This window comes from Cerasibacillus quisquiliarum, assembly GCF_014202495.1.
Taxonomy (GTDB): domain Bacteria; phylum Bacillota; class Bacilli; order Bacillales; family Amphibacillaceae; genus Cerasibacillus; species Cerasibacillus quisquiliarum.
In genome coordinates this window covers 63,428-90,133 of sequence record NZ_JACHHA010000003.1, presented here as the reverse complement: position 1 = coordinate 90,133, position 26,706 = coordinate 63,428, and the positions used below count along the sequence as shown (strand labels likewise).

The 26,706-nt window shown below is 35.5% G+C and carries 21 protein-coding genes; 1 reads left to right on the top strand and 20 read right to left on the bottom strand.

Annotated features, from left to right (window positions below; all coding sequences use genetic code 11):
- Positions 1-13 precede the first annotated feature (13 nt).
- The 7 genes from priA to HNQ35_RS04935 all read right to left on the bottom strand — a co-directional run bounded on the left by priA (position 14) and on the right by HNQ35_RS04935 (position 8,731).
- Positions 14-2,422: a primosomal protein N' gene (gene priA, locus HNQ35_RS04965; RefSeq protein WP_146935592.1), complete on the bottom strand. Its 2,409-nt coding sequence runs from the start codon at positions 2,420-2,422 to the stop codon at positions 14-16.
- The gene (coaBC, locus tag HNQ35_RS04960; protein WP_146935591.1) at positions 2,419-3,627 is read right to left on the bottom strand and encodes a bifunctional phosphopantothenoylcysteine decarboxylase/phosphopantothenate--cysteine ligase CoaBC; all 1,209 of its coding nucleotides are present in this window, start codon (positions 3,625-3,627) and stop codon (positions 2,419-2,421) included. The genes priA and coaBC overlap by 4 nt, the downstream gene beginning before the upstream one ends.
- Before the next feature lie 180 nt (positions 3,628-3,807).
- Positions 3,808-4,005, bottom strand: a complete 198-nt coding sequence (gene rpoZ, locus HNQ35_RS04955; protein ID WP_146935589.1) for a DNA-directed RNA polymerase subunit omega — start codon at positions 4,003-4,005, stop codon at positions 3,808-3,810.
- Positions 4,006-4,620: a guanylate kinase gene (gmk, locus tag HNQ35_RS04950; RefSeq protein WP_146935587.1), complete on the bottom strand. Its 615-nt coding sequence runs from the start codon at positions 4,618-4,620 to the stop codon at positions 4,006-4,008. It abuts the gene before it with no gap.
- A 40-nt stretch (positions 4,621-4,660) separates the two neighbouring features.
- Positions 4,661-4,930, bottom strand: a complete 270-nt coding sequence (gene remA, locus HNQ35_RS04945; RefSeq protein WP_146935585.1) for an extracellular matrix/biofilm regulator RemA — start codon at positions 4,928-4,930, stop codon at positions 4,661-4,663.
- A 114-nt stretch (positions 4,931-5,044) separates the two neighbouring features.
- Positions 5,045-5,920: a YicC/YloC family endoribonuclease gene (locus HNQ35_RS04940; RefSeq protein WP_246118043.1), complete on the bottom strand. Its 876-nt coding sequence runs from the start codon at positions 5,918-5,920 to the stop codon at positions 5,045-5,047.
- Positions 5,921-6,055: 135 nt separating this feature from the next.
- The gene (locus HNQ35_RS04935) at positions 6,056-8,731 is read right to left on the bottom strand and encodes a calcium-translocating P-type ATPase, SERCA-type (protein WP_146935962.1); all 2,676 of its coding nucleotides are present in this window, start codon (positions 8,729-8,731) and stop codon (positions 6,056-6,058) included.
- 91 nt (positions 8,732-8,822) lie between these two features.
- Here HNQ35_RS04935 and HNQ35_RS04930 point away from each other — a divergent pair, with 91 nt between their 5' ends.
- A complete protein-coding gene (locus HNQ35_RS04930) occupies positions 8,823-10,523 on the top strand; it encodes an Rqc2 family fibronectin-binding protein (protein WP_146935581.1) in 1,701 nt (566 codons plus the stop codon).
- A 417-nt stretch (positions 10,524-10,940) separates the two neighbouring features.
- Here HNQ35_RS04930 and HNQ35_RS04925 read toward each other — a convergent pair whose 3' ends face one another.
- The 13 genes from HNQ35_RS04925 to ileS all read right to left on the bottom strand — a co-directional run bounded on the left by HNQ35_RS04925 (position 10,941) and on the right by ileS (position 26,670).
- A complete protein-coding gene (locus HNQ35_RS04925) occupies positions 10,941-11,822 on the bottom strand; it encodes a LysR family transcriptional regulator (protein WP_146935579.1) in 882 nt (293 codons plus the stop codon).
- Between the two features lie 245 nt (positions 11,823-12,067).
- The gene (pyrE, locus tag HNQ35_RS04920) at positions 12,068-12,685 is read right to left on the bottom strand and encodes an orotate phosphoribosyltransferase (protein WP_146935960.1); all 618 of its coding nucleotides are present in this window, start codon (positions 12,683-12,685) and stop codon (positions 12,068-12,070) included.
- Positions 12,666-13,388, bottom strand: a complete 723-nt coding sequence (pyrF, locus tag HNQ35_RS04915) for an orotidine-5'-phosphate decarboxylase (RefSeq protein ID WP_146935577.1) — start codon at positions 13,386-13,388, stop codon at positions 12,666-12,668. The genes pyrE and pyrF overlap by 20 nt, the downstream gene beginning before the upstream one ends.
- Complete coding sequence (locus HNQ35_RS04910) at positions 13,360-14,301, bottom strand: dihydroorotate dehydrogenase (RefSeq protein ID WP_146935575.1); 942 nt, start codon at positions 14,299-14,301, stop codon at positions 13,360-13,362. Before HNQ35_RS04910 ends, pyrF begins: the two co-directional genes overlap by 29 nt.
- The gene (locus tag HNQ35_RS04905) at positions 14,298-15,050 is read right to left on the bottom strand and encodes a dihydroorotate dehydrogenase electron transfer subunit (RefSeq protein ID WP_146935573.1); all 753 of its coding nucleotides are present in this window, start codon (positions 15,048-15,050) and stop codon (positions 14,298-14,300) included. The genes HNQ35_RS04910 and HNQ35_RS04905 overlap by 4 nt, the downstream gene beginning before the upstream one ends.
- Positions 15,047-18,247, bottom strand: coding sequence for a carbamoyl-phosphate synthase large subunit (carB, locus tag HNQ35_RS04900; RefSeq protein ID WP_146935571.1), 3,201 nt, complete (start codon positions 18,245-18,247; stop codon positions 15,047-15,049). Before carB ends, HNQ35_RS04905 begins: the two co-directional genes overlap by 4 nt.
- Complete coding sequence (locus tag HNQ35_RS04895; protein WP_146935568.1) at positions 18,234-19,337, bottom strand: carbamoyl phosphate synthase small subunit; 1,104 nt, start codon at positions 19,335-19,337, stop codon at positions 18,234-18,236. Before HNQ35_RS04895 ends, carB begins: the two co-directional genes overlap by 14 nt.
- Complete coding sequence (pyrC, locus tag HNQ35_RS04890) at positions 19,330-20,613, bottom strand: dihydroorotase (RefSeq protein WP_146935566.1); 1,284 nt, start codon at positions 20,611-20,613, stop codon at positions 19,330-19,332. Before pyrC ends, HNQ35_RS04895 begins: the two co-directional genes overlap by 8 nt.
- Entirely contained in the window at positions 20,613-21,494 is an 882-nt protein-coding gene (locus HNQ35_RS04885) for an aspartate carbamoyltransferase catalytic subunit (protein ID WP_146935564.1), read from the bottom strand. Before HNQ35_RS04885 ends, pyrC begins: the two co-directional genes overlap by 1 nt.
- A gap of 131 nt (positions 21,495-21,625) precedes the next feature.
- A complete protein-coding gene (gene pyrR / locus HNQ35_RS04880; RefSeq protein ID WP_146935562.1) occupies positions 21,626-22,177 on the bottom strand; it encodes a bifunctional pyr operon transcriptional regulator/uracil phosphoribosyltransferase PyrR in 552 nt (183 codons plus the stop codon).
- Positions 22,178-22,336: 159 nt separating this feature from the next.
- Positions 22,337-23,245 carry an RluA family pseudouridine synthase gene (locus HNQ35_RS04875; protein ID WP_146935560.1) on the bottom strand — a complete coding sequence of 303 codons (909 nt, stop codon included), beginning with the start codon at positions 23,243-23,245 and terminating at the stop codon, positions 22,337-22,339.
- Positions 23,242-23,709: a signal peptidase II gene (lspA, locus tag HNQ35_RS04870; protein WP_146935558.1), complete on the bottom strand. Its 468-nt coding sequence runs from the start codon at positions 23,707-23,709 to the stop codon at positions 23,242-23,244. The genes HNQ35_RS04875 and lspA overlap by 4 nt, the downstream gene beginning before the upstream one ends.
- A gap of 195 nt (positions 23,710-23,904) precedes the next feature.
- The gene (gene ileS / locus HNQ35_RS04865; protein ID WP_146935556.1) at positions 23,905-26,670 is read right to left on the bottom strand and encodes an isoleucine--tRNA ligase; all 2,766 of its coding nucleotides are present in this window, start codon (positions 26,668-26,670) and stop codon (positions 23,905-23,907) included.
- Between the last annotated feature and the right edge of the window lie 36 nt (positions 26,671-26,706).

Here is a 26,706-nt window from a genome sequence, read left to right as displayed (position 1 = left end):
TATTATCATTCCTCTACATAAATTGATACGGTTGCATGTCTATAATAATCTGCAACTCATCTTGATTCATCTGATCTTCAAAAGGGCGAATAGCCATATTAATGATTTCTTTTAAGTGACGTTCTTTTTTGTATTTTATCATGCACTGATAACGATATCTATCTTTAATACGCATAATCGGAGATGGTGTAGGTCCTAACACAGATGTTTGTGGCGCTAAATGTTTCGATAAATATTGAACAATCTCTTCAGTTATGTTAATCGCTGTCAGATGATCTGGATGTGAAACAGTAATAAGCGATATAAAGACATAAGGTGGATATTGAAATTGTCGACGCAAGCGCATTTCTATATTAAAAAATTGGACATAATCATATTGACTAGCTAGTTGAATAGAATAATGTTCAGGCGTATATGTTTGGATAATAACTTCACCTGGTAATTCATGTCTACCTGCACGCCCACTTACTTGTGTTAATAATTGAAATGTTTTTTCTGAAGAACGAAAATCAGGTAAATGAAGCATAGAATCCGCTGTTAATACCCCTACAAGAGTAACATTTTCAAAATCTAATCCTTTAGCTATCATCTGTGTTCCTAACAATATATCAGCTTCATAGTTTCTAAAACGTTCTAGCAAGCGTTCATGGGCTCCTTTTCTTCTCGTCGTATCGACATCCATCCGAATGATGCGTGCTTCAGGAATAAGTTTAGTTAGTGCTTCTTCGACTCGTTCTGTTCCCGTACCAAAGTAGCGAATATATTCACTCTGACATGCAGGACAGACGATTGGCATCGGTTCTTCATATGAACAATAATGACATTTTAATCGATGTGAACTTTTATGATATGTTAATGCAATATCACAATGTGGGCATTCGTTAACTTGTCCACAATCACGGCACATAACAAATGTCGAAAAACCCCGCCGATTTAATAATAAAATAATTTGTTGCTTTCTTTTAAGCGCTTCTTCGATTTTTAATTTTAATAAACGAGAAAACATCGTCCGATTGCCAGCGTGTAATTCTTGGCGCATATCTACGATTTTAACTTCAGGCATCGCTTGATTATTTGTTCGTTTATCTAACACTGCAAGTTGATAAACCCCTTTTAATGCTCGGGCATACGATTCCAAGGTTGGTGTCGCACTACCCAAAATGACTGGACATTGATGATAAAGTCCTCTTTCTATCGCAACATCACGCGCATGGTAGCGCGGTTGATCTTCCTGCTTGTAGGTTACTTCATGTTCTTCGTCAATAATAATGATTCCAATATTTTCAAATGGAGCAAAAACTGCTGATCGAGCACCTACAACAACTTTCACTTCTCCGCGGTATATTTTTCTCCATTCATCATATTTCTCACCAGCTGATAATGCACTATGAAACACGGCGACACTTTCACCAAAACGGCCTTTAAAACGCTTGACCATCTGTGGAGTAAGGGAAATCTCGGGAACTAATACAATTGCTTCTTTTCCGTTATTCAGTACATCTTGAATGGCTTGTAAATAAATTTCGGTTTTACCACTCCCTGTTACACCATGTAATAAAACCACTTTATGTTCTTCCTTATGAATGATTTGTTTAATCGGTTGAATAGCTTTTTTTTGTTGTTCTGTCAGTGGAAGCGGGTATGTTTTCGTAAACGCTTTATCATCATACGGATGACGGTATATCTCTTGTTGGTACGTCTCGATAAGCCCTTTTTGTTTCAATTGCTTTATCGTCGAATAACTTGTTGAATAACGTTTAATAAGCTCTTTTTGACTTAATGGTTCTGATTGATTAATGAAATGCTCTATAATGACACGCTGTTTTTTTGCATTTTTCGGCAAATCCTCTAATGCTTCCATTAACTGATAATCTTCTAATATCGGTCGTACCATTGTAATATATTTTTTCGTTGCTTTTGATTGAACGATATAATTGATATAAATATCACCTGCTTGAATTGCTTTTTGAACAAGACGGTAAGGTATATTTGCTTTAGTTATTTCATCAAAATTGATGACATCCCGACCAGCAAATAAAACTTCTAATTCTGGAATCAGTTCATCTTCAGTTAGGCGAACGATTTCTTTTTTATATGCTGCTTTTAAAACCTGAGGAAGCATCGCTTGATATGCTGTAATATAGTAGCTTAGCGTATGTTCTGCTACCCATTTTCCAAGTTCAATCATTTCATCTGTTAAGACAGGTGTCAAATCGAGCACATCAATAATTTTCCTTAACCGTTTAAACTTAGAGTCATTTGTAATATTGATTACAAACCCCATAACTTTACGTGGACCAAATGGAACAATGACGCGCATGCCAATTTCTAAAATATCATGAAACTTATCTGGTACCAAATAATCAAATGTTTGATTCACTTGTTTGGCTGGTACATCGACGATAACTTGAGCTATTATCACTTGAATTCATCCTCTAAATCACGGCTAATACGGCGTAAAATTTCTTTCGCAATCTCTCGTTTAGATGCTAAGGGAATTTTCTCTAAATGTTCATCACGATTAATATATGTCACTTTGTTTGTATCACTAGCAAATCCTGCCCCTTGTTCCGAAACATCATTAACAACAATGGCGTCTAAATTTTTTGCTTTTAATTTCTTTAAACCATTTTCTATAACATTCGTCGTTTCTGCAGCAAAACCAACTAAAAATTGCTGTTGCTTTTTCTCTCCAAGTGATTGTAATATATCTTGTGTTCTCACCATCTCTAGGACGAGTTCACCTTCTTGTTTCTTCATTTTTTGTTTATGTACAACTTTAGGACGATAATCGGCAACTGCTGCTGCTTTAATGACAATATCTTGAGTTGGATAATATTTGTGCATCGCGTGATACATATCTTCTGCTGATACAACATCAATTCGATGAATATTAGGATGCTGAATATGCTCATGAACTGGACCAGCTATTAATGTGACATTTGCTCCAAAATGAGCAGCTACTTCAGCCAAAGCAAAGCCCATCTTACCACTGGAACGGTTTGATAAAAAACGAACAGGATCAATGATTTCCCGTGTAGGCCCTGCAGAAATAAGAACATTCTTTCCCTTTAATATTTGCTCTTCTAATAAATGGGATTCTATCACATTTATAATCGTTTCAGGCTCTTCTAAACGTCCTTTTCCGACCCAACCACAGGCTAGATAACCTGCCCCTGGTTCAATAAAATGATAACCCCAATGATCTAATTGCTTCATATGCTTTACAATCGCTGGATGTTCATACATATGAACGTTCATAGCAGGTGCGATGTAAACAGGTGCTTTAGTTGCTAATAATGTTGTTGTTAACATATCATCTGCTATTCCAACTGCAAGTTTAGTTAAAATATTTGCAGTTGCGGGTGCGATGATGATCATATCAGCCCAATCTGCTAAATCGATATGGGCAATTTTTTTCGGGTCTTTTTCATCAAATGTATCATCGTATACAGGATTTCTCGACAATGCCTGAAATGTTAACGGTGATACAAACTTAGTCGCATTCTCTGTCATGATCACTTTAACATGGGCGCCTTTTTGAGTTAGTTTACTTGTTAAGGCACATGCTTTATAGGAAGCTATTCCTCCTGTTACACCTAGAACAATTTTCTTATCTGTTAGCATAATAAATATCCCAACCTTTATGACTGTTTTTCTGACATTCATTCTATCTTATTTATATCATGAATCATCCGTTTGTACCATCTAAGAAATATACTTTGAGTTGCTTTTTCCTTGGCTAAGACGTAACAAATAATGAAAAAGCCCCCGCGAAACGTTCGTGAGGGCTCTTTTTCTATTTCCTTATTCGTCTTCTTCTAAGGTTATTTTTCCCGCTGCTATTTCTTCAAGTGCTTTTCCTACTAGCTTAACTGATTTAGGATTTTCAATTTGTAAATTATCCAATTCTTTAAGTTGTCTTGCACGTTTAGCAGCTAATGTCACAAGTGAATATTTTGTATTTACTTTTTCTAATAATGTATCAATAGATGGATATAACATTTATTCTACCTCCAAACGTTTTTTGTATATGTGAGCGGTACGATGTCTTCTTAAATGTTCACACTGAATAATAGATTCAACCTTTGAGGCTGCTTTTTTCACATCATCATTTTCGATCAGATAATCGTATTGATCCATCATTTTAATCTCTTCTATAGCTTTTCTCAAGCGTCCTTGCATCATAGCATGCGTTTCTGTTCCACGATGAAAAAGGCGTTTTTCCAATTCTTCAAGACTTGGTGGTAAAAGAAATATAAAGACACCTTCTGGAAAATTATCCTTCACTTGCATTGCACCTTGTACTTCAATTTCTAAAAAAACATCTCGCCCTTTGTCTAACTGTTCTTCAACAAATTGGCGTGGCGTCCCATAATAATTATTAACAAACTTAGCATATTCTAATAACTTATCTTGCTTAATCAGTTCTTCGAATTCTTCCCTTGTTTTATAATAATAATCCACTCCATCCACTTCTCCTGGACGGATATCTCGTGTTGTTGCTGAAATCGAGAACACTAAATCTGGATTTCTCTTGAATAACTCTTTTCGAACTGTGCCTTTCCCCACAGCTGAAGGCCCGGATAAAATGAATAATATGCCTTTTTGTTCGCTCAACCGAGGCTCCTCCTTACACATTAATAATCTCATTTTATTTTCATGATTCATCGAGATCTTCATCATGATCATGATTGACTAAACGTTGACCAACTGTTTCTGGTTGTATGGCAGATAAAACAACGTGGTCACTATCTGTTATAATAACGGCTCTTGTACGTCTTCCATATGTAGCATCAATCAATTTATCACGTTCTCTAGCTATTTGAATAATTCGCTTAATAGGAGCCGACTCTGGAGAAACAATTGTAATGATTCGATTAGCGGAGACGACATTACCAAAACCAATATTAATTAGATGTAATCCCAAACTTGTCCCTCCTTTAGGTGACAGTACTTGGATACGATATCTCTGCATACATAAATAATCATTTAATGATTTGTACGTATATTATAGGAGATATGTTTACATAAAAACAACTATTTACTCGATATTTTGGACTTGTTCCTTCACCTTTTCAATTACACTTTTTAATTGAACAGCTAATTCGCTAATCTCTGGATCAGTTGATTTAGCTCCAATTGTATTTGCTTCACGTTGCATTTCTTGTAAAATAAAGTCTAACTTTCTTCCAATAGCTTCAGCTTCATTTAATGTTTGTTTAAAATGGTGAATATGGCTATTCAGTCGGACGATTTCTTCAACAATATCCCCTTTTTCAGCTAAAAGGGCAATTTCTTGACGATAACGCTCTTGTTCAATGAAAGATAGATTTCCGACATAATCTTCCAAGCGATAATGGATACGTCTTTGATATTCTTGAATGACAATCGGCCTCTGTTTTTCAAGACGGTTGATTAAGTGGTGAATACATTCCATATGCTTTTCAATATCAGCTTGAAGAAATTCACCCTCAACCTCTCGCATCCTTTTTACTTTTAGACATGTTTGTTTAACTGCTTCAAGTATATACTCCTGCAATTCCAATGGTTGTTCTTCCGTTTTCTCAATCCACATACAATCTGGATTCGTCGCTAATAGAGAGAGTGAAATCGGATCTTCTAGTTGATATGTTTTCTTTATATCCTTTATCTTCTGTACGTAATCATCTAAAAAATCCCAGTCAAGTTCTAATGTTTTTTTATTAAATGCACTACCATGAACTTCGATAAATACTGCAATACGCCCCCGCTTAAAATACGTCTGTATTACTTTTCTAACAGGCTCTTCAAGAAACATAAGATTACGGGGAAAATGAGGCATATAGTCTAAAAACCGATGATTAACACTTTTGATTTCTATCAATATAGTCGCATCATTAAATTGAAATACATCTCTACCATAACCAGTCATACTCATAACCGACACACAAATCACATCCCACCAGTAAGTCCTATATCTGTAAAAGTTCTTAATTAGAATCACATGGAATATATAGCACTATGAACATTATACGATAATCAAGCTAAATTAGCATCCGAGACAAAATAAAGCTTACTTTTTTGAAAATCCAAAAATAATTGTTGGGATCATACTTAGTCCGATGATTAGTAACCAATCATGAAAAAATAAATACGTTGTTTGGAATATAGGCTGTAATGGTGCCCAGTAAATGACGAGTAATAATAAAAATATTGATGATAAAACGGCAATAATGAGATAGCGATTTTCAAATGGGTTGCGGCTAAACACTGACGAATCGCTGCGACAATCAAATACGTGGATGAGCTGTGCCATCACTAATGTCGCGAATGCTACTGTTCGAGCATGCTCTAAAAAAGCATTATTTTGTTGAAAAACGATGATAAAAGCAAGTAAAGTCACGATACCAATTAAAAATCCACGACTTAAAATCTTATAACCTAACCCCCTTGCAAATATGCTTTCACGTGGATTTCGCGGACTGCGTTCCATCACATTATCTTCAGGCTGATCGAGTCCTAAAGCTAAAGCTGGCAGGCCATCTGTAACGAGATTAACCCATAAAATTTGTACAGGAATTAAAGGAAGCGGCATGGCCATCATTAAGGCGAATAACATAACAAGAATCTCACCTACATTTGATGATAGTAAATAGCGGACGAACTTCCTTATATTATCATATATATTTCTTCCTTCTTCAATCGCCTTTTTAATTGTAGCAAAATTATCATCCATTAAAATAAGAGAAGAAGCTTCCTTTGTTACATCTGTGCCTGATATGCCCATACTTATACCGATGTTGCTTGCTTTAATGGCTGGCGCATCATTAACACCATCACCAGTCATCGCAACAACATGTCCTTTTTCTTGAAATGCTTTCACAATTTTCAATTTATGTTCTGGCGTCACACGGGCAAAGACGTAAACATCATCTATAATCTCCTTTAATTCAGCAAATGATAATCGATTTAATTCATACCCTTCCAGCACAAGACCGTCTTCTGGTAATAGATGAAGTTGTTTAGCAATGGCACGAGCCGTTTTGACATGATCACCTGTAATCATAACGGTCTTAATGCCAGCCTGTTTACAAGCTAATATTGCTTCTTTCACTTCTTTTCTTGGTGGATCAATCATTCCGTATAGACCTATAAAGGTCAAATCTTTCTCAAGTTGAAAGTTATTTAAATGATCATTTTTCTGAAGTGGCTTAAAGCCGATTGCTAATGTACGTAATGCTTGATCTGCCATATCATTAACAGCATGTTCAATTTTCTGTTTTTCCACGCTCGTTAATACTTGTCGCCCACTTTCTGTAAGGTAATATGTAAAACGTGGTAATAAAACATCAGGTGCCCCTTTAACAATTAAAAAGCGCATACCGTTATCGTCTTCTACAACAACACTCATTCGTTTTCGTTCAGAATCAAACGGAATTTCTTTTATCAATTTAAATTGGTGACGATCAGATTCACTTAAGCCTAATTTTCTAGCTACAACTAATAAAGCAGCATCGGTTGGATCGCCTTCAATAATGGTAGAATGACCTTTTAAATTTAATGATGCATGATTACATACCATTCCATAATGAAGCATTCTTTTTAAATTCGGAACATCATGTGCTAACTTTTTTTTATGTAAATAAAAATGACCTGTTAAATCATAGCCATCCCCTGAAACAGATAAAAATTGATTATTTATATAAAGTTTTTTAACAGTCATTTTATTTTCAGTCATTGTACCTGTTTTATCACTGCATATAACAGAAGCTGTCCCTAACGTTTCAACAGCAGATAACTGTCTAATAATTGCTTTTTTGCGAATCATTCGTTGCACACCAAGTGATAATGCGACCGTTACTATAGCTGGTAAACCCTCGGGAATCACTGCAACAGCAAGTGATACACCTGCTAAAAACATCTGATAAACTGGATGTCCTTGATTAATACCTATCACAACGACTAAAATAGTAAGACTAAGTGCAACGAGGATTAATATTTTTCCTAGTTCTGCTAATCTTTGTTCTAATGGAGTAATTAACCGTTTTGTTTTTACCATTAAAGAAGCAATATGTCCCATTTCAGTGTGCATACCAACATGAACAACAATACCTACACCATGACCTCTAGTTACCATCGTTCCTTTAAATCCCATATTGGATTGATCTTGGGCCTCTAAACCAGCTTGAACTATTTTTTCCGTTGTTTTTACAACGGGAAGAGACTCACCTGTTAGTGGGGATTCTTCTGTTTCAAGAGTATTGGATTGAATTATACGCATATCCGCAGGAATACGATCACCACGAGATATTTTAACGATATCACCGACAACGACATCTTGGGATGGAATTTTTACCCATATGCCATCTCTTAATACGTGAGCTACCGGTGCTGCTAAGCTTTTAAGTTTTTCTAATGATTTTTCTGCTTTAAATTCTTGAAAGAAACCGATACATCCATTTAACAAGACAATAAGCATGATTGCTATCGCATCAATGTACTCTCCTAGCATTCCTGCAATAAGCGTTGCTGCTAATAATATCAATACCATAAAATCTTGAAATTGCTTTAAAAACAAGATGAATTTCGCGCTTTGTTGTTCCATTTGGAGCGCATTTTCACCGTAATACTTTTTTCTATCATCAATCTCTTTACTAGATAACCCATGGTTTATATCGACACGTAGTTTTTTAGCGACCTGGCTAGCACTTAATTGATACCATTTATTCACAATGCATTCCTCCAACATTTCAAGTCTTTTACGATTAAAACGAGCTATTACCAATATGTATGTTAGCCCGTCCTAATTCATGCTATAATTACAAAAGAGGTGAATAATCATGCCATTTGATGGAGTTGTAACAAGAGCAGTTGTAAAAGAATTGAATAAAATGATTACGCCAGGTCGTATTAATAAAATCTATCAACCAACAAAGACGGAAGCTTTATTTACAATTCGAAGTAACAGAAGAAATGTTCAATTATTATTTTCAATTCATCCGACCTATGCTCGTTTTCATTTAACTGATGATCGATTTGAAAATCCTAAAGAACCACCGATGTTTTGCATGGTTTTAAGGAAATATTTAGCTGGTGGAATTGTTAAAAACATCGAACAAGATGGAATGGAAAGAATCATTCGATTTCACATTGAAACACGTAATGAACTTGGAGATTTAACGACTTATCAATTAATTTTTGAATTAATGGGGAGACATAGCCATCTTATGCTAGTCGATGAACGTGGAATCATTCTTGACACGATGAAACATATCCCGATGTCTCTTAATAGACATCGCACCATATTGCCTGGTGCACATTATATTCCACCCCCTAGCCAACATAAGCTTCATCCATTAGAAATAACCGCAGATGATTTTATTAAAAAACTTGATTTTAATGCAGGGAAATTACATATGCAAATCGTGCATACCGTCGATGGTGTGTCACCTTTTCTAGCGAAAGAAATTGTTCATCAAGCCGATTTAGGTTCTCTAGAATCTTACAGAAAAGCTTTTATCACATTTCAAAAACAATTAAAACAAAATTTATATGAGCCTGCCATTTATCATTTAACAAAAGAAGAATTTCACGTATTAAAGATGACATATGTGAATGCTAAAAAAACCGCGTTCGAATCAACGAATGAAATGCTTGATTATTATTATTCAGGACGGAGCGAAAGAGAAAGAGTAAAACAACGTGCGCGAGATTTAACACGTTTTATTCAGAATGAAAAAAAGAAAAACGAACGAAAACTAAAAAAACATATGCAAACAATTAAGCGTGCTGAAAAGGCAGAACGATTCCAAAAACAAGGCGAATTATTAACAGCTCATTTGCATCTTGTTAATCAAGGAGATCAATCTATAACAGTCATTGACTATTACGATCCAGAACAAAATGAATTAACCATTCAATTAGATCCACAGCTATCGCCAAGTGAAAATGCACAACATTACTTTAAACAATATCAAAAACTAAAAAAGTCAAAACAAATCATAACGAAAGAAATAAAGCGAACGAAAAATGAAATAGCGTACTTTGAACAATTATTACAACAAATTGAAGTTGCTAATGAAATTGATATTGATGACATTTATGAAGAGTTACAAGATGAAGGTTATTTAAAGAAAAGGCGGACAAAATGTAAAAAGAAACAACAAAAACCAAAATTAGAACAATATGTTTCAACAGACGGTACGTTAATTTTAGTCGGCAAAAATAATAAACAAAATGAATACTTAACACATCGGGTTGCTCGTGCGAGTGACATTTGGTTGCATACGAAAGATATTCCAGGATCACATGTCGTCATTCGACATTCGATGCCAAAAGAACAAACAATCTTGGAAGCAGCACAAATTGCTGCCTATTTTAGTAAAGCACAACAGTCATCAAACGTTCCTGTCGATTACACAGAAATTCGCCATGTCAAGAAGCCACGAGGAGCTAAACCTGGCTTCGTCATTTATGATCAACAAAAATCAGTGTATGTAACACCTGATGAACAAGTTATTAGAAGACTAAGAAAAAAATAAACGGACATACGATGAACTAGAAAGTAACAATTAAAATATCAATAGGAAGGGAAGGGAAACGAGTCAAGGAAGACTTGATCATTCTAATTATTAAAGTAAAACTAACTCAATATAAATAAAATGAAGAAGACAGACATCATAAACTGTCTACTATTAGCTAGACAGTAAACGGAAATAATAAAAACGGCTTTAGCTCTGTAATCAATAGTGAACTAAAGCCGTATCAGCTATTTTTATAACTCTTTTTTAAAAAACGATGATACGATATGAATCAACAACTTAAGGAATGTTTAAATAGCACATATTGTATTTTTTATCTCGCTTTAAAGCACCACTTTAATACGGGTAAATAGAGAAATAAGGCTACATAAAATTCAAGAGAATATGATACGCGCTTCATCAATATGTTTTAATCTCTTAATCTCCATCATATCTACTGTTTAAAAATGGTTGATTTGTTAAAATGGTAAGAAAAGCATCAACTTGTGGTAATTGGCGTGCACCTTCTTCATAGCAAACCCATGTTGACCTTGTTACAGGTTTTTCACCAATCATTAATGGCAAATGTGGATATTCATTTTTCATTTTTTCAGACACACTCTCTGGTAACACCGCCATGCCAATTCCTTGTTTCATAAATTGTTTACATGTTTCAATTTGATCTACAGCAATCGCTCTTTGTGGTTTAATAATATCACTATTGTAATATAACCAATTATCGACGAGCTCATGCATACTATCATCACTTTTGAATGAAATAAGTGGACGTTCTTTTATTTGTTTCTCAGGAAAAGGAACTGTATCAAATATATATAAAGGATCTTCAAATAAATGCATACATGTCGTTTCTTTTAATTTTTCTCCACGGATGATACTAACATGATAATCTTTGTGATTGTATTTAATATCCTCACTGATTCCTGTTACTAAATCAATAATGACCTTAGGATATTTACTTGTATATTCTCCTAATATTGCTGGGAGAAAACGCTGACTAATAAGTGATGAACATGCAATAGATAGCGTACCTTGAACATCATCGCTTGACTGAGCTAATTTGTTTTTTAATCTATTTTCATTTTGAATCACTTCTCGTGCATGATTTAATATAATTTCACCACTTGGCGTTAAGACGAGACGTTTTGGTGTCCGAATAAAAATAGTAACACCGAAATAATTTTCAATATACTTTAAACGCTGTGTCACTGCTGGTTGTGAAATAAGGATTGCTCTTGCTGTTGATCGAATCGTACCCATTTCATTTAACTTTAATAAAAGCTCATAATCTTCTATTTTCACTTTAACCATCCTACTTTATAAATATTTATTATCATATTTTATTATATATTAGTATTTTATTTATGACATGGTCAAACCTATTATTAAGTAAGCGGAGAAGATATGTTCAAAAACGAGGGCGTTATATCATTAAAAAATGGTGTAATGAACCTTTTTAATTATTTTTACTACTAAATGGACGGTCCTATGTAAAAGTTAATCTCTATAAAAAATGTACAGACAAAATCATGTCTGTACATTTTTTATTACTGCAATGAATCCCGCCAATCCATTAGTGATTTCACTTCATTTTCCTCGACTTTCCCTCTGTTCTTTAATAATTCAATGAGATCTTCAAATGATGTAATTGTTTTATAGGTTATTTTTTTTTCGGCGAAATTAATCTTTGCTTGCTCTAAACCATAAGTAAAAATGGCTAAAACACCAATCACATCAAAGCCTGCTTCTTTAGCGGCAAGCGCAGCATGAACTGAGGAACCACCTGTAGAAATAAGATCTTCAATAATAATCACTTTCTTACCTTTTTCTATCTTTCCTTCAATTTTGTTCCCCTTTCCGTGCTTCTTAGCTGACGAGCGAATATAAATCATCGGTAACTCAAGTTCATTTGCCAGCCATGCAGCATGTGGAATACCAGCAGTTGCACAACCTGCTATCACATCTGGCTTTTCATCTAATTGATCAATCATACTTATAAACGCATTTGTAATATTTTTTCTAACATTTGGATAAGACATCGTTAGACGATTATCACAATAAATAGGTGATTTCAATCCAGATGTCCATGTAAAGAAATCGTTTGGATTTGGTTTAATTTGCACAGCTTTAATCGCAAGTAATTGTTTAGCAATTTCCTGATTCATATCCACGGTTCCATTCCTCCAATGCTTGTTCATACGCTTTTTTAGGGTTTTCTGCTTTCGTGATACTTCGTCCAATAACAAGAATATCTGATCCTTGTTTTCTCGCTTCTAACGGTGTTGCAATTCGCCTTTGGTCATTTTTATCAGATTGGTTAAGGCGTATACCCGGCGTTACAGTTAAAAAGCTTGGGCCACAAACTTGTTTAATTCGTTTTGTCTCATGAACTGAACAGACGACACCGTCAGCACCACTTTCATAGGAGAGATTGGCAAGATGGCTTGCTATTTCATTTACAGAACCGTTTAAACGTAATTCTTCATTCATTGTTTGATCACTTATCGATGTTAGTATGGTAACAGCAATCAGCTTTGTATCTTTTCCAGTTCCACCAAGCAGTAAGCCTTCTTTCGCCCACTTAATCATTTCACTGCCACCTAAGGCATGAACATTGACGATATCTACATCAAGGGCAGCTATGTTTCGCATCGCTCGCATGACTGTATTCGGTATATCATGTAATTTTAAGTCTAAAAAAATTGAATGATTATTTGCTTTTAACTTGTCAATTACTTTTGGCCCTTCACGATAGAATAACTCCATGCCTACTTTAACAGGAACTCCATGTAAATCATAAGTATCTATAAATTGCTTTGTTTCACACCATGTTGGAAAATCAAGGGCAAGATAAATTGGATTTGTCATACAAAATCCCCTTTCCAATCGCTTCATTAACCGATTTGAATCCGTACGATTTAAGAACCTTAGGTAACTGATCTATAATTTCTACACAGACGAGTGGGTTTTGGAAGTTCGCGGTCCCTACAGCTACAGCGCTTGCTCCAGCTAGTAAAAATTCTAATACATCTTCTGCTGTCTGTATGCCACCCATGCCAATGATTGGTATACTAACATGTTGTTTTACTTCGTAAATCATCCGAATCGCAATCGGTTTGATAGCTGGACCACTTAATCCACCTGTTTGATTAGCAAGGAGTGGTTTACGACTTGGTAAATGAATCTGCATACCTGTTAATGTATTAATCATTGATAATCCATCAGCACCAGCTGCTTCAACAGCTTTAGCCATCGTAACGATATCTGTCACATTTGGAGACAATTTAACAAAAACGGGCTTTTGACTCACCTGCTTAACTTTATCTGTAATTCGAGCAGCCATTTCTGCATCCGTTCCAAATTGAATGCCACCTTCTTTAACATTGGGACACGAAATGTTTAATTCTAAAGCATCAACATCGGTTGAATTGTTAAATTGTTTTGCAACATAAACATATTCTTCAATCGTACTTCCAGCCACGTTAGCGATAATGTTCGTATCATACGAAGCTAAGAAAGGTACTTCTGTTCGAATGATTTCATCCACGCCCGGATTTTGTAAACCAATGGCATTTAACATACCTGATGCTGTTTCAGCAACACGAGGAGTAGGATTTCCTAGCCGTTTCGTTCCTGTTGCAGCTTTCATAATAACAGCACCAAGTCTGGAGAGATCGTAATATTGACTATATTCTCTCCCGAATCCGAAACAACCAGAAGCAGGCATTACTGGATTTTTTAATGCTAAACCAGGTAAGTCTATCGCTAATTTATGATTCATAACTTCACCACCTCACTTTTAAATACAGGACCTTGTTGACAAATTTTCTTGTAACCGTTCTTATCATTTGTAGGAATAACACAAGCATAACAAGCACCAATCCCACATCCCATCCGCTCTTCTAAAGAAAGATAACCTGGTGTCACTGATAAATAATCGCGGACGGCTTTTAACATTGGTAATGGCCCACATGAGAAATACGTTTCAAACGGTTCGGTGATGTCATCTAATACATCTGTTACGAGTCCTTTATGTCCGTAAGATCCATCATCAGTGACGATATAAGTTTTTCCAATCGCTTTAAATTGTTTCTCATAAAACACATAATCTTTCGTCTGAAAACCGAGTACAGATATGACTTGACAACCTTTTCGCTTTAATGTTTTTGCCAGATAATAAAGTGGTGGTACACCGATACCACCACCAATTAATAAAACAATAGATGGCTTTATCGTATCGATTGGGAATCCATTACCATTTGGACCAAGAACATCCAGAACATCTCCCTCATTTATTGATGCAAGCGCCTTCGTTCCTGAACCAATTGTTTTAAATAAAATTGTAACTGTATCACCATTAACATTAGCAATAGAAATCGGGCGTCTCAATGTGTGACCAGGTACAGCGATATGTAAGAACTGTCCTGGTATAGCTAATTGAGCAACTTCAGCATTATTTAATACGAGTTCAATTGTATCAGTAGCAATTGGCGTAATCTTTGAAACATGCATGAGCCGTACTTTTTTCATTTGTTTATAACCTCTTTTTCTGTAATCGGTTTAGGACTAAATGTCGTTGATTCAATAACATTTAAAATTGCATCAGCCGTATCTAAATTCGTTAAACAAGGAATCCCATGCTCAACAGATTCACGACGGATGCGAAATCCGTCAGAACGTGGTTGTTTTCCCGATGTTAATGTATTGATAACAAATTGAACATCACCTGAATCGATAATTGATAAAACATTAGGCTTATTTGAACCAATCTTCTCTATCTCTGTTACATTAATTCCTAAACTTTGAATATATTGTGCTGTTCCTTTAGTTGCAAATAAATGAAAGCCTAATTCATGGAATCGCTTAGCAATCATTGAAAGTTCATGTTTATCTTTATCAGCAACTGTCAAGAGTACAGATCCTTCCTGTGGTATGGAAAGTCCAGAAGCTATTAATCCCTTATAGAGAGCTTTTTCTAATGTTTGATCATATCCTATCGCCTCACCTGTTGATTTCATTTCAGGACCTAAAATAGCATCGACACTACGTAATTTCTCAAACGAAAAAACAGGGACTTTAACCGACACAATATCAACTTCTTCTAATAACCCTGTTTTAAATCCTAAATGACGGAGGCGGATACCTAAAATACATTTTGTTGCGATGTTGGCCATTGTTATACCTGTAATTTTACTTAAAAATGGAATCGTTCGACTTGCTCTCGGATTAACTTCAAGCACATAGACATCATCATCACGAACAATAAACTGTATATTTATTAAACCTTTTACATTTAATGCTTTAGCTAATTTGACTGAAGCTTCCACGCATTTTTGTTTTACAATTTGACTAATCCGTTGCGGTGGATAAACAGCAATCGAATCACCAGAATGAACACCTGCTCGTTCAATATGTTCCATAATTCCTGGAATAATTGTTGTTTCACCATCACTAATAGCATCGACCTCTACTTCAATACCTGTTAAATATTTATCTATGAGAACTGGATGCTCATTATTAAAGCCTTCCGTCTTATTTAAATAACTCAACAGCTCTTCATCATTGTAAACAATTTCCATCCGACTGCCACCAATGACATAAGATGGGCGTACTAATACAGGATAACCAATCATATTGGCCACTTGTATAGCTTGCTCTAACTTAATGACCGCTTTTCCTTTTGGACGTAATAAATTTAGCTCATCTAAAAGCAGTTCAAATTTATCACGGTCTTCAGCTCGGTCAATAGCTTGTAAATCTGTCCCTAAAATCTTTACACCATGTTCTTCTAAATCGGCGGCTAAATTAATGGCTGTTTGCCCACCAAATTGAACGATAACACCTATTGGTTTCTCTAACTCAACGACGTGTAAGACATCTTCTAATGTTAATGGTTCAAAATAAAGCTTGTCCGAAATACTATAATCAGTTGATACTGTTTCAGGATTATTATTCATTATGATGGCTTCATAACCCATTTCTTGAATAGCTTGGACTGAATGTACAGTCGCATAATCGAATTCAATTCCTTGACCAATACGAATGGGTCCCGATCCGAGCACTAAAATTTTTTCACGGTTTGACGGAAGCGATTCATTTTCCTGATCGAATGTACTATAAAAATATGAAGCCTCTGAATTAAATTCACCAGCACATGTATCTACTTTCTTGTAAACAGGATGAATGTTTGCATCTTGGCGTAACTGATACACTTCTTTTCGTGACACTTCCCAAAGTCTGGCAATCGATTGATCTGAGAAGCCAGACTCTTTCGCTCTTTGTAACCATTTAATTGATGACTTATTGTTAATTAAATCTTTTTCAAGCTGTATAAGTTTAGCAAATTTATAAAGGAAAAACAGATCTATTTTTGTCTTTTCATGAATATCTTCAATGGGCATACCACGACGTAAAACTTCTGCAATAATAAAAATTCTCTCATCATCAGCGTTTTGAAGTCGATCTTTTAATTCGGATAATGGGGTGTTAACTAATCCTTCTAAATACCACTCTTCGGTACCTAAATCGAGTGAGCGAATACCTTTTAATAATGATTCTTCAAACGTGCGTCCTATTGACATGATTTCTCCAGTTGCTTTCATCTGCGTTCCGAGTGTGCGATCACCAGTTACAAATTTATCAAATGGAAAGCGTGGGATTTTCGTTACAACATAATCTAATGCTGGTTCAAAGAATGCAGATGTCGTACCTGTAATTGGATTCACAATTTCATCAAGTGTCATACCAACGGCTATTTTAGCTGCTACTTTAGCAATTGGATACCCTGTTGCTTTCGATGCCAAAGCTGATGAACGACTAACCCGCGGATTCACTTCAATAACATAATACTTAAAACTGTTTGGATCTAAAGCTAGTTGAACGTTACAACCACCTTCAATTTTTAATGCTCTTATAATTTTTAGCGAAGCCGTTCGTAACATTTGATGTTCTCGATCACTTAATGTTTGCGACGGAGCAACAACAATAGAATCACCTGTATGAATACCTACCGGATCAATGTTTTCCATATTACATACGACAATTGCTTGATCTTTTCGATCTCGAATGACCTCGTATTCGATTTCTTTAAAACCAGCTATATTTCTTTCGATAAGACATTGATTGACTGGAGAAAGATGAAGACCATTACGAGTAATTTCTCTTAATTGTTGTTCATCATAACACATACCACCTCCTGTACCACCTAATGTATAAGCAGGACGTACGATAAGCGGATAACCTATTTCCTCTGCAAATTGAATTGCATCATCTACCGTATTAACAATCCGACTTTCAGGGATAGGTTCATTTAACTCGTTCATAAGATTTCTGAATTTCTCTCGATCTTCTGCTTTCTGAATCGCTTCTAATGGCGTTCCTAATAGGGTTACATCATATTCATTTAAAATACCTGTTTGTTCGAGTTCAATCGCTAAATTTAAACCCGTCTGCCCACCTAAAGTAGGTAAAAGTGCATCCGGTTTTTCTTTTCGAATAATTTTTGTTAAAAAATCAACTGTCAATGGCTCCATATAAACGACATCGGCAACAGTATGGTCTGTCATAATAGTTGCTGGATTAGAATTAGCCAAGATTACTGTATATCCTTCTTCTCGCAAAGCTTGACAAGCTTGTGATCCAGAGTAATCAAATTCTGCTGCTTGACCGATGACGATAGGTCCGGAACCGATAACGAGTATTTTATTAATCGATTCATTTTTCGACATGTGATGCTTCCTCCTTATGTCTTGGGAACTGTTTAACACGATCTAAAAATATATCAAATATATAAGACATTTCTTCAGGTCCTGGTGAGCTTTCAGGATTAAATTGTACAGAAAATGCTCGATAAGTGTCATGACTCAACCCTTCAATTGTCGGACGATTTAATCCGACGTGAGTCACGATTAATTCGGTAGATTCAATTGAACTTGGATCAACTGTATAAAGCTGGCTTTTCGAGACTATATGAGCTTGATCTGTAGATACTGTTTTTATAGGATAATTTCCATGTTGACCGTATGGTAATTTTTCAATCGTTGCTCCTAAACTTAACGCAAAAAGTTGATGTCCTAAACCAATGGAAAATAACGGTATACGTCCTAACAGTTGTTTCATAAGTTCAAGGACTTCAGGTATATCGTTTGGATGACCTGGTCCATTTGAAAACATAACACCTTCTGGTTTCAGTCGCATAAGCTTTTCATAACTATAGTCATAAGGAACAACTGTAATATGACAGTCCCGTTTTGTTAATTCACGTAGAATACCGTGTTTCATACCTAAATCAACAAGAACAATCCGTGCACCTCTTCCAGGAATAATATAAGGTTTAATGGTCGATACATGTTTGACTAATTCAGTATTTTCGGATGTTCGACATAAGCTTTCTAAAATATTATCAGTACTTTCACGCGCTTTTGTCATTCGACCTTTCATCACACCATTTTTACGAATATGGTTAATGAGTTGACGCGTATCAATGCCAGTAATTCCTGGTATATGATGGGCTTTTAAAAACGAATCTAAACTTTCTTCAGAACGGAAATTAGATGGATAATCACATACTTCTTTTACGATTAAGCCATGAACACATGGATTTAATGTTTCAAAATCATCACGATTAATGCCATAATTACCTACTAGTGGTTGAGTCATTACGATTATTTTTCCCGCGTTTGCAGGATCAGAGATCACTTCTTGATATCCAGTCATACCGTTATAAAAAACAACATCACCACTGGCTTCTTCTTCACGACCAAATAATGTTCCTTTAAACACTGTTCCATCCTCTAGTACGAGTTGATAATTACTCATCGCTTTCCTCCTTAAAGACAACTTGCCCATCAACCATCGTCATAACAGGCCATCCAGCGACTTCCCATCCATGAAATGGTGTATTTTTACCTTTTGAATAAAACGAATGACGGTCGATTGACTTGATTTTCTTTAAGTTTATTAAAGTTAAATCGGCTTGTTTATTTTCTAAAAGTGTACCATAAGGAAGATTAAACACAGTTGCTGGTTTAATTGTCATCCATTCTACGAGCTGTTGTAACGTTATTTTATTCGTCTTAACAAGATGAGTGTAAAGTAATGGAAAAGCTGTTTCTAAGCCAACGATTCCAAAAGGTGCATGTAAAAATCCTTGTTTCTTCTCCGCTTCTGTATGTGGCGCATGGTCCGTTGCAATGAAATCAATCGTACCATCTAAGAGTCCTTCTATTAAAGCTTCTTGGTCTTCCTTACTTCTAAGTGGTGGATTCATTTTAAAATTAGCATCGTCTTCGGTAATATCTGTTTCATTTAACAGAAGATGATGTGGGGTAACTTCTGCTGTGACATGAATGCCCGCTCGTTTAGCATCACGAACAACTCGAACAGATTCTTTCGTACTAATATGACAAACATGATAATGACAACCAGTCGCTTCAGCAATTAATACATCTCTTGCTATTTGTAATGATTCTGTTAAAGAGTGATGTCCTGGTAGTTTGAGACGATTACTCACTTCTCCTTCATGACAAACACCACCATAAACGATTGAATGATCCTCACAATGAGCAACAATCGGCATATTGTATTTGCTTGCTTCTTTCATCGCACGATACATCATATCTGCTGTCTGAATACCAACACCATCATCTGTAAAAGCAAAAACGCCTGCTTTAGTAAGAGCTTCGATATGAGTTAATTGTTCACCCTTTAAATCTTTTGTTATAGAAGCATATGGGAGAACGCGAACTTGTGCATCTTGCTCTATTTTTTCAAATAAAGCTTTTACCTTTTCTACATCATCTGGAACTGGATTTGTATTTGGCATGGGACATACTGTCGTATATCCGCCACGTGCAGCAGCTTTCGTTCCTGTTAAAATGGTCTCTTTTTCTTCACCACCTGGCTCTCTCAAATGAACATGAACATCAATTAACCCAGGAATGAGTAAGTGACCTTTACAATCAATCGTATGTTCAACTTTTTCATCGATATGGTTAGCGATTTTAATAATCTTTTGATCTTTGATTAACACATCACAAGTTTCTAGATCATTATTTTCTACGAGTCGGTTAGCATTTTTTAAAAGTGTTTTCATCATTCTATCCCCCATTTTTGTAATAGTTTTTTTATAATGGCCATCCGCATATATACACCATTTTCCATTTGCTTAAATATTCGTGAACGTTCACATTCCACAATTGAATCTGCTATTTCTACACCACGATTTACCGGAGCTGGATGGAGAATGATAGCACCGTCTTTCATCATATTTTCTCGATCTCGAGTTAAACCGAATGTTTTTAAGTAATCAGATGTTTCACTTAAATGTTGATGACGTTCATGTTGAATGCGCAATAACATAATGACATCGGATTGTTTAATAGCTTGGTCAATGTCAATATACGGATAATTAAGCGAATGGTCTTTAAAATTTGGAGCTGCACATAAATGAACATTTGCTCCAAGCTTTTCAAGTGCTTTCGCATTTGAATGAGCAACACGACTATGTTTAATATCACCGATAATGGTCATATTTAAATCTTTGAACGTTTGAAATTCTTCATATATAGTAAATAAATCTAGCATACTTTGCGTTGGGTGCTCCTTTTTACCAGCACCTGCATTAATGATTGGTATTGAAATATGATCTGTTAATGTTTCCATCCAATCATCGTCGTGATGTCGAATAATAGCCAAGTCAGCTCCAATCGCCTCCAATGTTCTTACTGTATCGTAAAGTGTTTCACCTTTTTTCACACTTGATGTTTCAGGATTAAAATCCAAAATTTCCAAACCTAATTTTCTCTCTGCAACTGTAAAACTCATTTTCGTTCGAGTACTCGGTTCAAAAAATAAGTTTGCAGCGAATAATTGCTTTTTAAATGGCGTTATCTCTTCTCTACATCTTTTTGCCAGTTGGAAAAGCTCGAACATATCTTGTTCTGTTAACTGTTCAACCGATAAAAAATGTTTCATCTGTCACCCTCCATTAGCATTTATTCATAAATAAAACCCCTTTGCCAAAAGGTCGCAAAGGGGTACACGTAAGCTATAAACTTACGCTTTAACAAAGCGACCTTAAAAACCTCTCTGGATTTTTTTAAAGGTCAAGTTATTTTATTTTTATATAATGCCACTTCATCTATTTGATCGACTTCTTGTAGACGCACAAAGACAACTTCTTGTTCGGAAGTTGGAATGTTTTTCCCTACATAATCAGCACGTATCGGTAATTCACGGTGGCCTCGATCAATAAGTATAGCTAATTGAATCGCTGCTGGTCTTCCTAAATCCATAACGGCATCCATCGCAGCTCTAACAGTTCTTCCAGTATATAACACATCATCAACAAGAATAACTTTTTTTCCTGTTAAATCCGTTTCAATATTCGTTTCTTTTATTTCAGGCTCATCTCCATGGACCGCTTTTTGTAAATCATCACGATAAAGCGTAATATCTAACTCACCAATTGGAACATTTATTCCTTCAATTTGTTTTATTTTTTCCTGCAACCGTTGTGCTAGTGGTACACCTCTTGTTTTAATTCCAACAAGTACGAGATCGACACCACCTTTATTCTTCTCTAAAATCTCATGTGCTATTCGAGTTAATGATCGATTAATAGTCGCATCATCGAGTAATACATTTTTTTTCTCCATATTTTAACACCACTCTTTCATAAAAAAATCCCTCTCCATGAGGGGAAAGGGATTTTGGACATACGTATTGACTTGCATCCAATTCCTTTATAGCCTCACGGGACTATATTTAAAGGTCTTACAATTCTTTGTTAATTATGGCAAACTTAACTCTTTATGTCAAGTCATTTTATCAAGGCGATTGAGTACATCTTTGAATTCTTCTGGAAGCTCTGAAGTTAAACATATCCGCTCTTCGGTAATCGGATGAATAAATTCAAGTGAACGAGCATGTAAAACCTGGCCAATATGAACAAACGGTTTCCGAGGTCCGTATTTCGGGTCACCAACTAAAGGATGATTAATATACTTCATATGAACTCGAATTTGGTGTGTTCTGCCTGTTTCCAATTGACATTCAATATGAGTAAAATTTTCATAACGTTTAATGACGCGGAAATGTGTCTTCGCATCTTTACCTTCATCAACAACAGCCATGTTTTGTCTTTGTTTAGGATCACGTCCTATTGGAGCATCTACTAAACCATGGTCATGTGAAATGACTCCGTGAACAATTGCTTCATAAGTGCGCTTTACTTCTCGGTTCTTAAATTGACGTTGAAGTTTGCGATGTGCTTCATCTGATTTAGCTATGATAAGAAGTCCACTCGTATCTTTATCAATACGATGAACAATACCTGCTCGCTCTCTCCCACTTAAAGTTGATAAATTACCATTGTAATGATGTAAAAGCGCATTAACCAACGTCCCACTTGTGTGACTTTGTGATGGGTGAACGACCATGCCACGTGGCTTATTGATGACGGCAATATGTTCGTCATCATAAACAATGTTAAGCATGATCGATTCAGGATGAATCGTTAATTCTTGTTTTTTTGGAATCGACCAAGTAATCATGTCTCCCTCTTTACATTTGTAATTTGCTTTAATAGAAACCCCATTCACTGCGACTTTATTTTGCTTAATCCAAGATTGAATTTCACTTCTCGATATATCAGGTTGGATAATTGTTAATAATTTATCAATTCGTTTACCAGAATCAGCACTTAATACTTGATATGCCTTCATCTCAAGTTTTCCTTTCTCTTTTCTTCCATAAAGGTCAATATAATTAATAATATTACACCAATGACTAAAGCAGAATCAGCAATATTAAAAACCGGATAGTCATATGAAAAAATAATGAAATCTAAAAAATCAACCACTTCTTTATGCAATAAACGATCTATAAAATTACCAATGGCGCCTCCTAATATCAAGCTTAATGCGAAAGCCAACGGTTTTTGATAACGACCATACTTATGTAATAAATATATAATGCCAATTAAAACAATTACAGTTACGATATAAAAGAAGAGCATTTGATCTTGGAGAATTCCCCATGCTGCTCCACGATTTCGATGTGATGTAATATAGAAAAATCCGTCTATTACGGGTATTTGTTCGTGCAAATTCATCTTTGTCATAACAATCCATTTAGATAATTGATCCAGAACAATCACAATTACAGCGATTAAATAAAACCAAATCATACATTTTCCTCCACATCTGTTACTTATTATTATTGATTTTACCATAAATGAACGATGCTTTCTCTTTTTAAATGAATATATTGTATAAAGCGCAAATAACGATTAACAAGGTCTTCTAAACAAAAGATTCCATTCATCTGAAATAATGAATGGAATCTTTTAAATTATTTTATTTGCCATGTCTAAATATCATTTTTAAATTGTATAATATTCATTTACAACGTCACTACAACGGCGACATAAGCTTGGGTGTTCTTTATCTTGACCGACTGTTTCTGATCTCACCCAGCAACGTTCACATGTTTCACCAGGATGTTTTTCAACTTTAATGGCTACATGCTGATAATCCTTCGCCTCTTCTTCGTCATCTTTTAATTCTAGTTCAGATACGATGAAGAGTTGATGGATATACGGTATAGATGATAGCAATTCACGTGTCCGTTCTTCTTTTGGTACGACTGTAATTTTTGCTTCTAATGGTTTTCCAATCATTTTCGCTTCGCGTGCTTCTTCAAGTGCTTTTAACACATCATCGCGAACTGCCATGAAATGATCCCATTTTTCTCTTTCTTTGTCAGCAAAGTTAGCGATTTGTCGTTTTCTTGGCAAATCGGTTAATAACACCGTTTCAGCTTCTTCTAAAGCTCCAGGGATATGCTCCCATACTTCTTCAGCAGTATGTGGAATAATTGGTGCCAACAATTTCGCTAATGATACGATAATTTCATAATATGCTGTTTGAATACTCCGACGACGTTTATAATCTTTCGGCTCAATATATAAAATATCTTTTGCAAAATCTAAGTAAAATGAGCTTAAATCATCGGCACAGAAGTTATGGATACGATGATAGACTGGTGAAAACTGGTATTCATCATAACTTTCATGCACATCTTCTACGAGTTGTTGCAAGCGATATAACATATAACGATCGATTTCTTCCATTTCTGCTTCCGGCACTCGATCAGTCTCTGGATTAAAATCATTTAAATTCCCTAAGAGAAAACGAAATGTATTACGAATTTTACGATATGCTTCTGATGTTTGTTGCAAAATCTTATCAGAGATTCTCACATCAGCTTGATAATCAACAGAAGCTACCCATAAACGTAAAATATCTGCACCATATTGTTTGATAACTTTTGAAGGAGCAATAATATTTCCAAGAGATTTACTCATTTTCTTACCGTCTCCATCCATAACAAAGCCATGACTGATTACACTCTTATATGGCGCTTTACCACTCACAGCGACAGATGTTGACAATGAAGAGTTAAACCAACCACGATATTGGTCAGTTCCTTCTAAATAGACATCTGCTGGACGACGATGATCTTCACGATTTAATAGGACAGCTTCATGTGATGAACCGGAATCAAACCAAACATCCATAATATCCATTTCTTTTGTAAATTGACCATTCGGACTATGTTCAGATGTAAAGCCTTCTGGAAGTAAATCTTTTGCAGGCCATTCAAACCAAATATTTGAACCATGTTCTTTAAATAAATGCGCTACATGATCAATTGTTTCTTCAGTAATGATTGGCGTACCATCTTCTCCATAAAAAACTGGAATTGGAACACCCCATGTTCTTTGACGTGAAATACACCAATCTTCACGATCGCGTACCATGTTATAAAGACGGGTTTCTCCCCAGCTTGGGTACCAAGTAACATCTTTAATCTCTTCTAAAATTTGATCTCGGAAATCTTTAATCGATGCGAACCACTGCGGTGTCGCACGGAATATAATTGGTTTTTTAGTACGCCAATCATGTGGATAAGAGTGTGTAATAAAGCTTAGTTTTAAAAGCGCACCTACTTGCTTAAGTTTTTCAGTAATGACTTTATTCGCATCATCATAAAACAACCCTTCAAACCCTGGTGCTTCAGCTGTAAATACACCTTTGTCATCAACAGGACTAATCGGATCAATGCCATATTTTTTAGAAATATTAAAGTCATCTTCACCATGACCTGGTGCTGTATGAACACAGCCTGTTCCTGAATCAGTTGTCACATGTTCACCTAACATAACGAGCGATTCACGGTCATAGAATGGGTGCTTTGCTACAACACGATCAGCTTCTTCACCTTTAAATGTTCTTAATACTTGTGGATCGTCCCATTCTAATTCTTTTGTAATATTATCTAATAAATCATGGGCAACAACATACTTCTCATCATTTACTTTTACGACAACATATTCTAATGCTGGATGTAAAGCAATACCAAGGTTTGCCGGAAGCGTCCATGGAGTTGTTGTCCAAATAATTATTTTTTCATCTGGGTGTAAAACACCCTTTCCATCTATGACATCAAAAGCAACATAAATTGAAGGTGAGCGTTTATCATGATATTCTATTTCTGCTTCTGCTAGAGCTGATTCAGAAGATGGAGACCAATAAACTGGCCGAAGTCCTTTATAAATATAGCCTTTTTTCGCCATTTCTCCAAATACTTTAATTTGAGCTGCTTCATATTCGTTCTTTAATGTCAAATATGGATTTTCCCAATCTCCTGTTGCTCCTAGCTGCTTTCGCTGTTCTCGTTGACGATCTACTTGATCAAGGGCATATTCTGCACATTTTTGTCTAAATTCAGCAACAGACATTTTTTTTCGGTCAATTTTTTTATTTTTTGTCAATGCTGTTTCAATCGGGAGTCCGTGTGTATCCCATCCTGGAATGTATGGAGCATGAAAACCCGACATGGATTTATAACGAACGATAAAATCTTTTAAAACTTGGTTTAGTGCGTGACCAATGTGGAGATCACCATTCGCATAAGGTGGTCCATCATGCAAAATAAATAATGGTCGTCCCTTCGTTCTTTCTAGTTGTTTTTCATATAATTTCATATCATCCCATTTTTGGCGGCGTAAAGGTTCTTTATTAGGTAAATTACCACGCATTGGAAATTTTGTTTTTGGTAATAAAAGAGTTTCCTTATATTCCATTTAAATTCCTCCTTAAATTTAATAAAAAAAAGCCTT